Consider the following 15,258-nt stretch of genomic DNA (forward strand, 5'->3'; position numbering starts at 1 on the left):
GACAAATCCCGTCAAAATACGTCAGCTCTGATTCCGAAAAGACTCAGGCGGTATTGATCACGTCTACACTGACAATGACCAATGCATATGACGAGCACGCCTAATTGATCTTCGCGAGGAGTTCAATCAGGCAGCGTCTCCCAATGTCAGCTTAGTGAACACACTGGCCCGCAATGGCCGTTGTTGTTACGTTTTAGTTTCGCCGCGAGTTTGCTGGCGAGCAGTCTGATAATGAGAACGCCATGGCAGGGCTAATTCCCCAGAGCTTCATTGACGACCTTCTGAACCGCACCGACATTGTCGATGTTGTCAGCTCACGTCTGCAATTGAAGAAAACCGGGAAAAATTACAGCGCCTGCTGTCCGTTTCACAAAGAAAAAACCCCATCGTTTAGTGTCAGCCCCGACAAGCAGTTTTATTATTGCTTTGGCTGCGGCGCAGGTGGCAACGCACTGGGCTTCATGATGGATCACGACAACCTGGATTTCCCCCAGGCCGTTGAAGAACTTGCTAAAGCCGCAGGCATGGAAGTGCCGCGCGAGCAGAGCGTTAAAGGACAAAAGCCCCGTCAGCCAACCGACTCACCGCTTTACCCGCTGCTGACGGCAGCCGCCGAATTTTATCGTCAGGCACTGAAAAGCCATCCGACACGCAAAGCCGCCGTCGACTATTTGAAAGGTCGTGGCTTGTCAGGTGAAATCGCTCGCGATTTCGGCCTTGGCTTTGCTCCACCCGGCTGGGACAACCTGCACAAACACTTGAGCAGTGACACGCTTCAGCAGAAGACCATGATCGATGCGGGCCTGCTGATCGAAAATGCCGAGACCGGCAAACGCTACGACCGTTTTCGTGACCGCGTGATGTTCCCCATCCGCGACAGTCGCGGACGCGTCATCGCCTTTGGCGGCCGGGTACTGGGCGATGACAAACCCAAGTATTTGAACTCACCGGAAACGCCGGTATTTCATAAAGGACAAGAGCTGTACGGCTTGTTCGAAGCGCGAAAGTACAACCGCAGCCTCGATGAAATAATCGTCGTCGAGGGTTACATGGACGTCATCGCCCTCGCCCAACAAGGCTTGCGCAATGCCGTGGCCACGCTAGGCACCGCTACCAGCGAAGACCACCTGAAAAAGCTTTTTCGAGTGGTACCCAACGTACTGTTTTGTTTTGACGGCGATCAAGCGGGCCGTAATGCCGCTTGGCGCGCCCTCGAGGCAGCGCTGTCGAGCCTTCAGGATGGACGCCGCGCACGCTTTTTGTTCCTGCCCGAGGGTGAAGATCCGGACACGTTGGTCCGCTCAGAAGGGACAGACGCGTTCAAGGCGCGGATCAATCAGCACGCGCAACCGCTGGCTGACTACTTCTTCGAGCAGTTGACCAAAGAAGCCGACCCGCGTTCGCTGGAGGGCAAAGCCCATATGGCAACCTTGGCCGCGCCGCTGATCGACAAAGTGCCGGGCGCCAACTTACGCACACTCATGCGGCAGCGCCTGAGTGAAATAACCGGGCTCAATACCCAAGACATGCATCAGCTGGTGCAGAGCGCCCCGCAAGCGGCCTTGGCTAGTTACGACCCTAACATCGACTATGATGCCCTACCGGACTACGCTGATTTTCAGCCAACTAATGCTTATGAAGCGCAGCCGGAATGGGTCAACAAAACCAGTGGTCAGAAAAAGTGGGATAAAAAACCTTGGGACAAGAAGGGCAAACGACCTGACTTCGAACCCCGTGGACCTCGTACTCCCGCGACAGTAGAACCGCCGACACTGACCGCACTCAGAACGCTTCTACATCATCCGCAACTGGCAGAGAAAGTCGAAGATGCCAGCCACTTTGCTGCAGAAGATCATATTTACGCGCAATTACTGGTCGCTCTGCTTGAAGCACTGCAGAAAAATCCGAAGCTGCGTTCACTTCAATTGATTGCGCGCTGGCATGGCACAGAACAAGGCCGACTGTTACGCGCATTAGCAGAGAAAGAATGGCTGATTGAGGCCGACAACCTTGAACAACAGTTTTTCGACACTATAACTAGGTTATCCGTCCGCCAACGCGAGCGCAGTCTTGAACAGCTAATCAGGAAAGAAAAACAGGCAGGGCTGAGTGCTGAAGAGAAAATTCAGCTTCTTGCTCTGTTAAATCGCAAAGTTCCTGCACAAAACCCGACCTCAACTGGCGCGTGAGGTCATAGCTCGGGTATAATCCTCGGCTTGTTTTTTGCCCGCCAAGACCTTCAGTGGATAGGGTGTTATGTCCGGAAAAGCGCAACAGCAGTCTCGCCTCAAAGAGTTGATCACCCGAGGTCGTGAGCAGGGTTACCTGACTTACGCGGAGGTCAACGACCACCTGCCCGAAGATATTTCAGATCCGGAGCAAGTGGAAGACATCATCCGCATGATTAACGACATGGGGATCAACGTATTCGAGAGTGCCCCGGATGCGGATGCACTACTGTTGGCCCAAGCTGACACCGATGAGGCGGCCGCAGAAGAAGCGGCCGCAGCGTTGGCGGCAGTCGAGACCGACATTGGTCGCACCACCGACCCCGTGCGCATGTATATGCGTGAAATGGGTACGGTCGAGCTTCTGACTCGTGAAGGCGAAATTGAAATCGCCAAGCGTATTGAAGAAGGCATCCGTGAAGTGATGGGCGCAATTGCGCACTTCCCTGGCACGGTTGACCATATTCTTTCCGAGTACACACGTGTCACGACCGAAGGTGGACGCCTTTCTGACGTTCTGAGCGGTTATATCGACCCGGACGACGGCATCGCGGCTCCCGCCGAGGTTCCACCTCCTGTAGACCCCAAAGCGGCGAAGCCAGAAGGCGACGACGACGAGGAAGAAAAGGAAGAGGGAGCAACCGAGGAAGAAGAAGAGGTTGAAAGCGGCCCTGACCCGATCATCGCAGCAGCGCGCTTCGGTGCGGTTTCCGATCAAATGGAAATCGCCCGCAAGGTGCTGAAAAAGCATGGTCGCGGCAGCAAGCAAGCAACTGCCGAACTGGTAGCGCTGGCTTTGCTGTTCATGCCGATCAAACTGGTTCCTAAACAGTTTGAAGGTTTGGTCGAGCGTGTTCGCGGTGCTCTTGAGCGGCTACGTGCTCAGGAACGCGCCATCATGCAGCTTTGTGTGCGTGATGCACGTATGCCGCGCGCCGACTTCCTTCGCCAGTTCCCAGGCAACGAAGTCGACGAAAGCTGGACCGACGCGCTGGCTAAAGGCAAAAGCAAATACGCTGAAGCTATTGGCCGCTTGCAAGTCGACATCCAGCGTTGCCAGCAGAAGCTGACCGCACTTGAAACTGAAACAGGTTTGAAGATTTCCGAGATCAAGGACATCAACCGTCGCATGTCGATCGGGGAGGCCAAGGCCCGCCGCGCGAAGAAAGAGATGGTTGAAGCGAACTTGCGACTGGTGATCTCCATCGCCAAAAAGTACACCAACCGTGGCCTGCAATTCCTGGATTTGATTCAGGAAGGCAACATAGGCTTGATGAAAGCGGTGGACAAGTTCGAATATCGTCGTGGATACAAGTTCTCGACTTATGCTACCTGGTGGATTCGTCAGGCGATCACTCGCTCGATCGCTGACCAGGCTCGCACCATTCGTATTCCGGTGCACATGATCGAGACGATCAACAAGCTCAACCGTATTTCTCGGCAGATGTTGCAGGAAATGGGCCGCGAACCGACCCCGGAAGAGCTGGGCGAACGCATGGAAATGCCTGAGGATAAAATCCGTAAGGTATTGAAGATCGCTAAAGAGCCGATCTCCATGGAGACGCCGATTGGTGACGACGAAGATTCGCACTTGGGTGATTTCATCGAAGACTCGACTATGCAGTCGCCAATCGATGTCGCCACGGTCGAAAGCCTCAAAGAAGCGACGCGCGAAGTGCTCTCGGGCCTTACCGCTCGCGAAGCCAAAGTACTGCGTATGCGCTTCGGCATCGACATGAATACTGACCACACGCTGGAAGAGGTTGGTAAACAGTTTGACGTAACGCGTGAGCGAATCCGTCAAATCGAAGCCAAGGCACTGCGCAAGCTGCGGCACCCGACGCGAAGCGAGCACCTGCGCTCGTTCCTCGACGAGTAAGTAGACAGGCAACACCAAACCCCCGGCTTGCCGGGGGTTTTGCGTTATGCAGAATTAACTTTTCGTGCGCCTTCTTACCGGCTTGGGCCCGACTACACTCGTCTCACTCCTGACTGCCTGGATTGAGAACGCCATGTCACGACTGTCGGCCGTTATTTTTCTCTACATGATTGGCACGACAGTAACGGCTAACGCGCTGACGCTTTCAGATGAGGAGCGAAACTGGCTTGGCTCACACAAGGAACTTCGTCTGGGCGTCAACGGTACATGGCCGCCATTCGAGTTTCTCGACGCACAAGGTAACCACCGAGGGCTCGCGTCGGAATATGTAGCGCTCATTGAAAAACGCCTTTCCATAACGTTTAAGCCCGTTACGTCAGAGAATTGGAATCAGGTACTCAATAGAGCCAAAGCGGGCGACATCGATCTACTGCCCGGTGTTATGTCAACGCCAGAGCGGCAGCGATACTTGTCGTTTACCCTTCCCTACCTCGATTTCCCGATTGTTATCCTCGCTCACGAACACGGGATGCACCCGCACAACGTAAAAGAGTTACAAAACCTGAAGATTGCCGTCGTTAAAAACGGTGCTCCCCATGAACTGCTTCGCACACAACACCCCGAACTTAATCTGATTCCCTTCCCCAACGTCAGCTCTGCCCTGCAAGCCTTGGCCACAGACGAGGTTGACGCGATAGTGGGTGATCTGGCGTCCAGCGTCTGGAGCCTGCGCCAGCTCAAACTGGACGGCATTTATGTCAGCGGCAAGACGCCCTATCGTTATCAACTGGCTATGGCCGTTCCGCAAAGCCAGCAAATATTGGTCGGCATTTTGAACAAGGTGTTCGCTGAACTAAGCCCTTCGGAAGTTGATGCCATCCAAGAGCGCTGGGTCGGAAGTTCATTTGATCACCCCCAGTTTTGGCAGGATTTTCTGTTCTATGGCCTTCCCGGCCTGTTGTTACTCTCTACCGTACTGGCAGTGGTCATTCGCATCAATCGCCGATTGAGCACAGAGATCGACCGGCGGGTCACGCTTGAACAAGACCTGCGAACCAGCGAATACCATTATCGAGGCCTCATTGAGAGTCTTTCAGCCATCGCGTGGGAAGCCAATGTCAGTGATTACACTTACAGCTACGTATCACCTCACGCAGTTGCCTTGCTTGGCTATCCATTGGCTCAATGGCTGAGCCCCGGTTTTTGGCGAAGCATCGTACACCCAAGCGATATCATTCAAGCGCAGCAATTTTGTGACCAGGAAACGCACCTCGGTCGAGGCCATAGCCTGGACTATCGCGTGTTTCGCGCCGACGGAAAAGTTATCTGGATTCGCGATATAGTCAGCTTGATCGAGCAGGGCTCAGCAAAAATAATGCGTGGCCTGATGATCGACATCAGTGAAGCCAAACAAACTGAAGATGCTCTGCGTTCGTCCGAGGGGAAGTTTGCCTCGGTATTTACTCAATGCCCCGACATTCTGCTAATCGCTCGGTTGTGCGACGGCTGTGTACTCGAAGCTAACAAAGCCTTCGAAGAGCAGATTGGTTTAAAGGCAGATCAGGTCATTGGTCGAGCCGCCACCGACCTGAATATCTGGGGAATACCCGGTATAGGTCCTAGCCTGTTAATGCGCTTGCAGAGCGGCAGCATTCGTAATCTGGAAATGCCTTTTCGGCGTGTAGATGGCCGAATGTTCACTGGCCTGATTTCAGCCAAAACCTTCGACTTGGATTCAACACCCGCACTGGTGGTAGTTGTCCGCGATATCAGTCCGCTTAAAGAAGCCCAGCAGCAGTTACAAATTTCCGAAGAAAAATTCGCCAAAGCCTTCCACTCGTCCCCAGACGGAATGCTGATCACCCGTCAAAGCGATGGCCTATTGATTGAGGTCAATGACGGTTTTACCCGCATCACGGGCTACATCAGCGCGATGTCTTTGGACAACTCGACTATCGACCTTGGCATCTGGGTAGATCTGAAAGAGCGCGACCAGATGATCAAGCTGCTCAAACGCGACGGGTTTGTGCGCGACTTTATAAGCCATATCCGCAGAAGGGACGGCCAAGTAAGGCTGTGTGAAGTTTCCGCGAGACCGCTGCCCATTGGTGGCGAAGATTGCATGCTGACCATTGCTCGAGACATCACCGAGCGCCAGCAGATGCAGGAAAAACTGCTGTTGGCTGCTACCGTATTTGAAAGCACCGCAGAAGGGGTATTGATAACCGACACCCAGCAACGAATCAACGCAGTCAATCGCGCCTTTACAGAAATCACCGGCTACAGCGAACAAGAGGCCCTCAACCAGACCCCCCGATTGCTTGCCTCGGGCCAGCATGACAGCGCGTTTTATGCCGCCATGTGGTACCAGCTGACTGCTGAAGGGCATTGGCAGGGAGAAATCAGCAATCGTCGCAAGAACGGCGAGCTTTATCCCAGCTGGCTGACTATCAGCGCCGTACGAAACCCAGAGCAAATCATTACGCACTTCGTCGCCGTGTTCGCGGACATCTCCAGCCTCAAACATGCCCAAGCGAGCCTCGACTATCAGGCGCACCATGACCCGCTAACCGGCCTGCCCAATCGCACCCTATTCGAAAGCCGTTTGCAAGCGGCGCTCGGTCACAGCCATGAAGCCATTGGCCAAGGTGCAGTTCTATTTCTCGATCTGGATCGCTTCAAACACATTAATGACAGCCTAGGTCATCCGGTAGGCGATCTGCTGCTTAAAGGCATTGCGCTGCGCCTCAAGGAGCAACTACGCGACGTCGATACCGTCTCGCGCTTAGGCGGCGACGAGTTTATTATTTTGCTGCCCGGCCTGCTGCATGCCAACGACGCAGAAACCGTCGCGAACAAACTACTGGCTTGCTTCGGTGCACCGTTTCAAGCGGGAGAGCATGAATTCTTCATCAGTGCCAGCATCGGTACCTGCCTGTTCCCAGCGGATGGGACTGACGTTGCGACGCTAATCAAAAACGCCGACGCCGCTATGTACCGCTCCAAAGCCAAAGGCCGCAACCGAGTGGAAAGTTACACTCGCGACCTGACCTCCCAAGCCAGCGAGCGGATCGCGCTGGAGCATGAGCTAAGACGTGCAATCGAGCGTAATCAACTGAGCCTTTACTATCAGCCGAAATTAAGCCTGCTATCACAAAGTCTCGTCGGCGCCGAAGCACTCATCCGCTGGCACCATCCCACATTTGGCGACGTGCCCCCCGAACACTTCATCCCGTTGGCCGAAGAAAACGGCACCATCATGCAAATCGGCGACTGGGTACTGGAGCAGGCCTGCCGTCAACTGTGCGAGTGGAACAAAACCTACCAACCGTTTGGACCACTCTCCGTAAACCTGGCAGGCGCACAATTGCGCCAACCTAACCTTCTACGCCGCATCGAACAGCTGCTTAAAGAATGCAATTTATGTCCTGGCTGCCTACAGCTGGAAATCACTGAAAATTTCATCATGAGCCAAGCCGAAGAAGCCTTGGCCGTGCTGCACAAGCTAAAAAAAATTGGTGTCCAACTGGCCATAGACGACTTCGGCACAGGATATTCGTCACTCAGCTACCTCAAGCGCCTGCCATTGGACATCCTCAAGATCGACCAATCATTCGTCCGAGGCCTCCCCGACGACCCCCACGATGCCGCCATCGTCCGCGCCATCATCGCCCTAGGTCGCAGCATGCAACTGACCGTGATTGCCGAAGGTGTTGAAACCATTGAGCAGCAGGAGTTTCTCACGCTGGAAGGTTGTGAGCAGATCCAAGGTTTCATCGTCAGCCTGCCCCTGCGCGCCGAAGAATTCTGCGCTAGGTTTCTTCGTATGAATGTTTCGGACTTTTCGGATAGCACTGCCGAGAAACCATCGCTATAATCCGCGACCTACTGAGGGCCTATAGCTCAGTTGGTTAGAGCAGGGGACTCATAATCCCTTGGTCGTAGGTTCGAGTCCTACTGGGCCCACCATACTCAAAGCCGCGCACTGCGCGGCTTTTGTGCTTTTGGATTGGTCCCTGTTTTTACAGTCCTACGCTCCACGGGTACAAATTAGGTACAGTGCTGGTTCGCCAGCCGCCTAGGAGCACCCTCTCATGGCAACACTCGTCAAAACTCCTTCCGGCACCTGGAAGGCTCTGATTCGCAAAACTGGCTGGCCAACCGTGGCTAAAACCTTCCGCACCAAGCGTGATGCGGAGGACTGGTCTCGACGTACCGAAGACGAAATGGTCCAAGGCATCTATATCCGGCGCAGCGGCTCCGAACGCATGACCCTTGAGGCTGCACTCAAGCGCTACCTGAGCGACATCACCCCCACCAAGAAGCCCAGCACCCAGCGCGGTGAAATCACCAAAGCCAAGAAGCTCATAGCGCACCTGGGTAAATACTCTCTTGCCGCCCTCTCCGCTGAAATCATTGCCGGCTACCGCGACAAGCGACTGAACGAGCCCGGCCGCGATGGAAATATCAGCAACAATACTGTGCGCCTTGAGCTGGCTCTGTTGAGCCACCTGTACACCGTCGCTATTCAGGAATGGGGATTGGGCCTGACGTTCAATCCAGTGCTGAACATTCGCAAGCCAAGCCCGGGAGATGGTCGTGACCGACGACTATCGTCGGACGAAGAACGCCATTTGCTCGCGGCCGTGAATCGACACAGCAACCCTATGCTGGGTTGGATTGTGCGCATCGCCCTGGAAACGGGTATGCGCTCGTCTGAGATCTCATCCCTGCGACGGCCTCAGGTGGATTTGGCAAAGCGCGTCATACGCCTCTCAGACACAAAGAACGACGCTTCCCGAACAGTTCCACTGAGCAAACGCGCTACTGAAGTGTTCAAAGCTGCGATGGACAACCCAGTGCGACCAATCGACTGCAACCTGGTGTTTTTTGGTGAGCCTGGAAAGGACAAGAAACGTCGACCGTATACCTTCACTAAAATTTGGGGACAGCTGAAGAAGAAGCTCGATCTGCCTGACTTCAGGTTTCACGACCTGCGCCATGAAGCTGTGAGTCGGCTTGTCGAAGGTGGATTATCTGACCAAGAGGTTTCAGCCATCAGTGGTCATAAGTCAATGCAGATGCTCAAGCGATATACCCACCTTCGAGCTGAAGATCTGGTGGATAAACTGGACAAAATCTCAAGATGACTAAGTCCTCATAAAAAATCGTGAAAAAATGCGGCTATTTTTATAGTCGCATCATCGAAAACTAAAAAACACTAGCTAACACCCGGCATATATAGGCCTTATCAGATATCCACCATTTAACTTCAAAACCAACATAGCCAACCCAAGACTACCAAGACGTATAAATCAATCAACCAAGATACTATATATTGGTAGTTTCGACGCATTAGCCAGTTTGACAATACGCCAATACCCCTCAAGAATTCGCAGACCTTCTCCAGACACTGCGAACTTACACATGACAACTGAAGAGTATCTACTTAACCGTTTCGGCCCCTTGATGAGCATTCCAGACATCGCCACGTTACTAGGGCGCTCTCCTGATGGAGTGAGGGTCTCTCTTTATTCCGACACTGACATCTCCCGAAAACTCAAACCGGCAATGATCCGGATCGGCCGTCGCGTATATTTTAGGACAATGCAGATCAATGATGCGTTGAACTTAGATATTGAGGTAAGTCCTCAGGGCAAATTGCAATGAGCTACAAAGCCTACGACTGGGTCTGGACGCACGAATTCGGCTCTCCTACTGCAAAGCTTGTAATGATGGCATTAGCAAAACATGCGGACGAAAACGGAAAAAGCTGGCCAAAAGTGCAAACCCTCGCAAAGTTTTGCGGCATTTCCTCCAGAACAGTGCAACGTCAAATTAAGGAATTTGAGCGGGCAGGCCTATTAACCATCCAAAAAGAATATCGTGACGATGGCGGTCAGACGACGAATAGATACTTCATCAACCTTCCCTCTGTAAAAGCCTTGGCCCCCACTGACAACGCTGTCACAGGGGGGATGACATCTACGACACCCCTACCCCAGACAGCGTTGTGTCACGGGGGGAATGACACAGCGATGACATACCAAGAACTACCAAGAGAACCAAAAAAAGAACTACTACAGACTACCGGGAATAATCTGAGCCTGCCCAAGGGCCTAAAGGATGGTGATCGCGCATGGATTGTTCAACTCTTGAACGACATACCTAGACATGATCACCAAATGCTTGTCGATGAGCTCTCGGAGGCATTGAGATCCGGAAAGATCACCACAACACCTCAGCGGTGGTTTTATGGATTGAAGAAAAATTATTTGAAAGGCAATTTTTGCCCTCTTGCAAAACCGAGTAAGCCGAAACCAAAATTTGAAATCCCTCTCAAAACTAACAACAGCGATAAGCCATTATGGATGCGCACTGTAGACAAACAAGAAAGCATAAATGCATTGAAGCGATTAATAAGAAACAAAGTACAACCTCAGTAACCGTCAATCACTTGAACCACACACCAAATAATCAGCATTGAAAGGACAGAGAAATGTCACTCCACTTCAAGCAGCTTGAAAGCTATTGCGACAGCCTGGACAGAACAGGCGACATACAAGTTATCCTACGAGCACACTACAAAAACGGCTTCGCGCTCAGCGTATCGGACGGTGTAATTGATCACACAGTCATCGACGAAGAAAACCGCCCCTACTGGTTTAGAACAGTAGAAATGGCATTAGATGAGCTTGCAAACATTCCGTATATTGCTGACCAGATTGTAATTGACCGAAAATTCTGGTCTTGAATAAAAGTGAAGCAAACGACCACTGAGCGCAGCTTATTTATACCCTAAGAACGCCCCTGCGTACTGGGTGCCGGGACTGAAAAGAAAGCCCCTGACAGGTGGGAATAGCAGCTCGATAGAAAGAGCCACCGGACAAGCAGCGGAAAGACGCGCCGTATAGACCACATCCCAAGAGCGCCACGAAAGCGCACTGGATACGGGCCTTAAACAAGCCCTGACTGGCGGGAAAAGTAGCTCGATATAAAGAGTCGCCGGACGGCTGGAAAGACAGCACTGCGTTCGCCCTTAACCAAAGGAGCAACACAATGATTTCGTATCTCTACCTACCGATTCTCACCTTTTGCACGTTCGCGCTCATATCCATCCGCCGATACTGGGTGTGTGTAGACCGGCTCGGATACATGAAAGAGATCTCTAGACGGGCGCCGTCGTTATTGCAACGAGACCTCATGGCAGCTGTACTTGCGATGGTGCCGTTTTCAATGGCTGCCATCGACTGGTTCGAAATAACGCTTCCCCGCCAGTCAGCCCCCATTCCTCCAGGCTTCGCTGCCCTGCTCTCAGTCTGCTGTGTGTGCGCCTGCATAGGCCTTCTCAACAATACCTTTGAACGTCTAGCGGGAAGTTGGGCCGGAACCAGGGAAAGCGCACTTCGTACGGTCGCGGCGCTACGAATCATTGATCAAGCAGAACTGGCCTCAGCGCTGAATGTCCTGAGCAATCGTAACGCGAAAATGACGAGCGCTGATTCAACCAGCAACACTGATCGCACGGTGAAAAAATGAAAAGTATTCCTGCTCTCCTACTCATCACAACGTCAATTCTCGCTGGCTGCGAACGACAAGAATCTGTTCAAACCGTCGACTGGTACAAGGCAAATACATCTGAGCGTTTAAAGGTGCTGGAGAGGTGCAAGGCTAGCCCTGGAGAGCTTTCGATTTCTGCGAACTGCATCAACGCTTCATCGGCCGCGAATGCAATAACGCTGGAGCTACGTGGTTACAAACACCGCGAGCCAATCAATTTTTCTTCTCAGGGAAAATAGAATGACGACCACGACGGGAATATTCGAATGGATGGCGGGGAGCATGGACCAAACCCTCCAGACCTTCATACGCGTCACGTCCAGCCAAGTCATCGATGACTTTTCACTAACGGTAACGCTTTGTGGAACGCTCTATTTGACCATGATGGGCTTCATGATGATCACCGGCACAATCGAGCAACCCGCATCCCATTTCCTCAAGACCTGCGGAAAGTTTCTGCTTATCAGCGGGCTGGCAATGAACGCGGACACGTATATGTCGTGGGTAGTGGAGGCACTACACGGCCTTGAAACAGGGGTTGCTTCTGCCTTTTCAGCTACTGGCGACTCAACGGTCTCAAGGTCTGTATTTCAGGTAGTGGACAATGCCATGTCCGATGGCTGGGCAATAGGCGCCGATATTCTAACGAAGATGGGACTTCGTGCTGGGTACGACGTCGGAATGATATTTTTTGATTTGTTGACCGCCATAATTGTATACGCGGCAACACTTATTATCGCGGTTCCAGCGGGGGCAATGATCATCGTTGCAAAGGGAATGCTGTCGATCATGCTCGGCATCGGGCCAATTTTTATCATGATGCTGTTGTTTGGGCAGTTCACCTCCAAATGGTTCGATAGCTGGTTCGCCCAAGTCATAACATACATCCTGCAAATCGCGCTGGTTGTCACGGTACTCAGCTTCGGGATCAAGTTTTTCTCTTCGCTAACTAGTGACATACTCGCAACACCCGGTGACTACCCCATATCCACCTTCCTGGAGCTTTTGGTGGTGACAGTCGTTGTGCTGTACATGCTGCAACAAGCCAATGCCGTCGCTGGCAGCCTTGCAGGGGGAATATCAAGCGCAGGGCTCACCCTTCGCGGAATCGCAAGCGGTGCCGCCTCACCGATCACCAAGGGGCTCAACCGACAGTCCACGCGCCGCGACATGCAGTCGGGGCAAATGGTCACTGCTGGACGCTTGAACCACCTCGCGGCCGGTAACACAGCCTGGAACCCAGCCTACCGACAGCACGTCATGCAGAACATGGGCAAAAACTGGGGGAGTGCTACCGGGGGCAGAGTAAATCAGTAGCCCCTGACGCACGGCTCATCAGACCTCGCTTCGGCGGGGTCTTTTTCTGAGTACCTTCAACAAGCGGATGGCGGGTCAAGGGGTTGGTGCGGCCCGCAGGAGCGAAGCGACGAGGACTCGGCCCCTTGACGCGGCAGGAGCGACCAACGCTCACGGCATGGGTGTAGGGGATCAAGGCCGGAGGCCTACCCTGCACCCTTGACGACAGAGGGCGACTCGCTCCCTTCCTGCTTGCGGGAAGGGCGGGGGGATGGGATATGAAAGAACGTTAACTCTATGAATTTAAATAACTAATAGCAAAAACAAGACAATTTCAGCGTTGTTGTTTTGATGACTCATGCGTGCAAATCCGTCCCGGGCCGGTTGGTCACTTGGTCCGGTAGATCCGTCGAAACCAAGTCTTACCCGTATAAAGGCGCTTACAGATCTTTATGGACAGAATGCCTACAAGTGCGAAGACGACCCCAAACACAGGCCACAGGAAAGTCGAATTGGTAGACAGGTGATCGTGAACGAGTTTCGCTGCATACCAGCCTGCTGCCACCGAAACGATAATGAAAAAGACGATGTTTGCCCGAGGGGTGCCATAGGAGATTTCAGCATGACAGCCTCTACAAACTGAGGCGCCCCATGGAACGTTGTTCATGCAATGTGGGCAACTTACGGTTTGGTTGGTTTGCACCGATTCACTCCTTTGAAATGCTTCCTTAAAGAATCGCTAGTCTAACTGAGGCTCCCCTCGGTGAGACACCGGGAGGGGACGCTTACACCGATCAGAAATCCAAGCGGTGGGGATGTTTGAACACCAGTCCTGAAGCTCCGCGCTCCGCTTGGGCAACCCCTTCGGTTGCATCCCGTGTCCGAACTTGCCGGACGGGCTGCGGGGCAGGCACGGCGGGCGGAGCCCTTGACCTACCCCTAGCGATAGGCTGAGCGCTTCCTGTGGTGTCAAGGGTGCGGCTACGCCCGTCATCCTCACCCGTTCGGTGCTCGCCTTCGGCTCCGCTCCGCATGCGGCCTCCGGTGCCGCCCTTGACACCACATCCAGCAAAAACCTTGGTACTTTGATCAATGCACGCTTTCACATGTGCCATGTACCTCCATCACATTCGCGGTTTACAAGGCGTGCTTGCGCGCAACCAGGAATGCTTCAAATCTGAACTCCTTGTTCATGAACAAGACTTCTCAAAACTCGTCAGGAAAACAGCATGACTTCAGAAAATCATAAAACCACTCAACAACAAGATAACGCTGCCCCCTCAGCCGAGATTGACCAGCTCAAGGAACACCAGATATCGGAGTCTGAGCAGGGCAAACGAAAGGAAACCGTGGACTTTGCCAACTCCTCAGTAAAACTGTCTGGATTTGAAGTCACTAAGGGTATGAAACGCCTCGGCGAGCGCTACATCAGCGGCGAAATTGATCTGGACGAGTTTGTGTCGATCTCGCAGCAAGAGAACGCTTCTTCCCTACCGAAGTGAGCGTAAGTTCACCGATGCTTGAACATCTTGAGCCGCATGCCCGACATTTGTCGAACTAACAAGGCAACAACTGCATGCTGACTGACAGCGCAGCAGCGAAAAAGCAAGAAGCATATGCCTGAGAAAGGACCCCCTATGCATTACCCCACAACAGATTTCACCGGCCCACTGAGAGAAGGGGGATGGCAAGCATGCAGCGCCCACGCCTAAAGCCTCCAGCGTCAATCTGGAGACGAATCGATAGCTCCCCGGAACGTCTGATCTCTCTCGCCGCACTTGCCGTTGCGTTTGGCGCCCTATGCGTGTCGTTATGGCAGCTTGATATGGCTAAGCAGCACAATGTGCTTTCCGTAAGACCTTACCTGATGGTCACGCCTCACCTCGCAGGAGCCAACGGAAAGAACGGGCTGTATCTCACCAATGAAGGTATCGGTCTCGGGATACTTACTTCCCTGAGCGTTTCCGTATCGGGGAAAGTCTATGCAGGCTTAGGCAAGAATCAGTGGCCGAAAATCTTGCGCGATATGGGCTTGGAACCGCTTTGCTTTTCTATTGGCTGGCCAACCAAGGTTGCCGCCTTAAGGCCCGGAATGGAAATCGAAATTCTGGGCAAGTCAAAACTGTTCAACTCTGGTTGCGAGCTTGCGCTGGCTACGTTCCTAACAACGAAAGACGTCTCGATTGAGCTGCGTTACACCTCGCTTTACGAAGAAGAACACACATTTTCAGGTGATACGTTCTTGAATCTATAGCGCCAGGCTCCGCAGCTGAATCCGTCCGGGCTTTGTTCATG

At 53.0% G+C, this 15,258-nt stretch carries 12 protein-coding genes and 1 tRNA gene; all 13 read left to right on the plus strand.

Annotated elements, in window-relative coordinates; all coding sequences use genetic code 11:
* The first annotated feature begins 242 nt into the window (after window positions 1-242).
* The 13 genes from dnaG to QN378_RS18550 all read left to right on the plus strand — a co-directional run bounded on the left by dnaG (window position 243) and on the right by QN378_RS18550 (window position 15,217).
* A complete protein-coding gene (dnaG, locus tag QN378_RS18490; protein WP_323550726.1) occupies window positions 243-2,189 on the plus strand; it encodes a DNA primase in 1,947 nt (648 codons plus the stop codon).
* Between the two features lie 67 nt (window positions 2,190-2,256).
* A complete protein-coding gene (gene rpoD / locus QN378_RS18495; RefSeq protein ID WP_322205659.1) occupies window positions 2,257-4,107 on the plus strand; it encodes an RNA polymerase sigma factor RpoD in 1,851 nt (616 codons plus the stop codon).
* Between the two features lie 133 nt (window positions 4,108-4,240).
* Window positions 4,241-7,984, plus strand: a complete 3,744-nt coding sequence (locus QN378_RS18500; protein WP_323550725.1) for an EAL domain-containing protein — start codon at window positions 4,241-4,243, stop codon at window positions 7,982-7,984.
* Between the two features lie 15 nt (window positions 7,985-7,999).
* Window positions 8,000-8,076 (plus strand) — tRNA-Ile (locus QN378_RS18505).
* Window positions 8,077-8,201: 125 nt separating this feature from the next.
* Window positions 8,202-9,257 carry a site-specific integrase gene (locus QN378_RS18510; RefSeq protein WP_323550724.1) on the plus strand — a complete coding sequence of 352 codons (1,056 nt, stop codon included), beginning with the start codon at window positions 8,202-8,204 and terminating at the stop codon, window positions 9,255-9,257.
* Window positions 9,258-9,534: 277 nt separating this feature from the next.
* The gene (locus QN378_RS18515) at window positions 9,535-9,777 is read left to right on the plus strand and encodes a plasmid-related protein (RefSeq protein WP_256671992.1); all 243 of its coding nucleotides are present in this window, start codon (window positions 9,535-9,537) and stop codon (window positions 9,775-9,777) included.
* Entirely contained in the window at window positions 9,774-10,553 is a 780-nt protein-coding gene (locus QN378_RS18520) for a helix-turn-helix domain-containing protein (RefSeq protein WP_323550998.1), read from the plus strand. The genes QN378_RS18515 and QN378_RS18520 overlap by 4 nt, the downstream gene beginning before the upstream one ends.
* A 53-nt stretch (window positions 10,554-10,606) precedes the next feature.
* On the plus strand, window positions 10,607-10,861 hold the full coding sequence (locus tag QN378_RS18525; RefSeq protein ID WP_323550997.1) for a hypothetical protein: 255 nt from the start codon (window positions 10,607-10,609) through the stop codon (window positions 10,859-10,861).
* Window positions 10,862-11,166: 305 nt separating this feature from the next.
* Window positions 11,167-11,646 carry a hypothetical protein gene (locus QN378_RS18530; RefSeq protein WP_323550996.1) on the plus strand — a complete coding sequence of 160 codons (480 nt, stop codon included), beginning with the start codon at window positions 11,167-11,169 and terminating at the stop codon, window positions 11,644-11,646.
* Window positions 11,643-11,906: an EexN family lipoprotein gene (locus QN378_RS18535; RefSeq protein WP_323550995.1), complete on the plus strand. Its 264-nt coding sequence runs from the start codon at window positions 11,643-11,645 to the stop codon at window positions 11,904-11,906. Before QN378_RS18530 ends, QN378_RS18535 begins: the two co-directional genes overlap by 4 nt.
* A 1-nt stretch (window position 11,907) precedes the next feature.
* Window positions 11,908-12,984 carry a type IV secretion system protein gene (locus QN378_RS18540; RefSeq protein ID WP_323550994.1) on the plus strand — a complete coding sequence of 359 codons (1,077 nt, stop codon included), beginning with the start codon at window positions 11,908-11,910 and terminating at the stop codon, window positions 12,982-12,984.
* Between the two features lie 1,208 nt (window positions 12,985-14,192).
* Entirely contained in the window at window positions 14,193-14,465 is a 273-nt protein-coding gene (locus QN378_RS18545) for an antitoxin VbhA family protein (RefSeq protein WP_323550993.1), read from the plus strand.
* Window positions 14,466-14,788: 323 nt separating this feature from the next.
* On the plus strand, window positions 14,789-15,217 hold the full coding sequence (locus QN378_RS18550) for a hypothetical protein (protein ID WP_323550992.1): 429 nt from the start codon (window positions 14,789-14,791) through the stop codon (window positions 15,215-15,217).
* Window positions 15,218-15,258: the final 41 nt, after the last annotated feature.

The sequence above is a fragment of the Pseudomonas sp. 10S5 genome (genome assembly GCF_035019745.1).
Taxonomy (GTDB): Bacteria; Pseudomonadota; Gammaproteobacteria; order Pseudomonadales; family Pseudomonadaceae; genus Aquipseudomonas.

What these genes read in the sequence shown, in the direction of transcription:
- dnaG (WP_323550726.1), top strand. Translation starts at nt 243, where the DNA reads ATGGCAGGGCTAATTCCCCAGAGCTTCATTGACGACCTTCTGAACCGC.
- QN378_RS18535 (WP_323550995.1), top strand. Translation starts at nt 11,643, where the DNA reads ATGAAAAGTATTCCTGCTCTCCTACTCATCACAACGTCAATTCTCGCT.
- QN378_RS18550 (WP_323550992.1), top strand. Translation starts at nt 14,789, where the DNA reads ATGGCTAAGCAGCACAATGTGCTTTCCGTAAGACCTTACCTGATGGTC.
- rpoD (WP_322205659.1), top strand. Translation starts at nt 2,257, where the DNA reads ATGTCCGGAAAAGCGCAACAGCAGTCTCGCCTCAAAGAGTTGATCACC.
- QN378_RS18540 (WP_323550994.1), top strand. Translation starts at nt 11,908, where the DNA reads ATGACGACCACGACGGGAATATTCGAATGGATGGCGGGGAGCATGGAC.
- QN378_RS18500 (WP_323550725.1), top strand. Translation starts at nt 4,241, where the DNA reads ATGTCACGACTGTCGGCCGTTATTTTTCTCTACATGATTGGCACGACA.
- QN378_RS18530 (WP_323550996.1), top strand. Translation starts at nt 11,167, where the DNA reads ATGATTTCGTATCTCTACCTACCGATTCTCACCTTTTGCACGTTCGCG.
- QN378_RS18520 (WP_323550998.1), top strand. Translation starts at nt 9,774, where the DNA reads ATGAGCTACAAAGCCTACGACTGGGTCTGGACGCACGAATTCGGCTCT.
- QN378_RS18525 (WP_323550997.1), top strand. Translation starts at nt 10,607, where the DNA reads ATGTCACTCCACTTCAAGCAGCTTGAAAGCTATTGCGACAGCCTGGAC.
- QN378_RS18545 (WP_323550993.1), top strand. Translation starts at nt 14,193, where the DNA reads ATGACTTCAGAAAATCATAAAACCACTCAACAACAAGATAACGCTGCC.
- QN378_RS18510 (WP_323550724.1), top strand. Translation starts at nt 8,202, where the DNA reads ATGGCAACACTCGTCAAAACTCCTTCCGGCACCTGGAAGGCTCTGATT.
- QN378_RS18515 (WP_256671992.1), top strand. Translation starts at nt 9,535, where the DNA reads ATGACAACTGAAGAGTATCTACTTAACCGTTTCGGCCCCTTGATGAGC.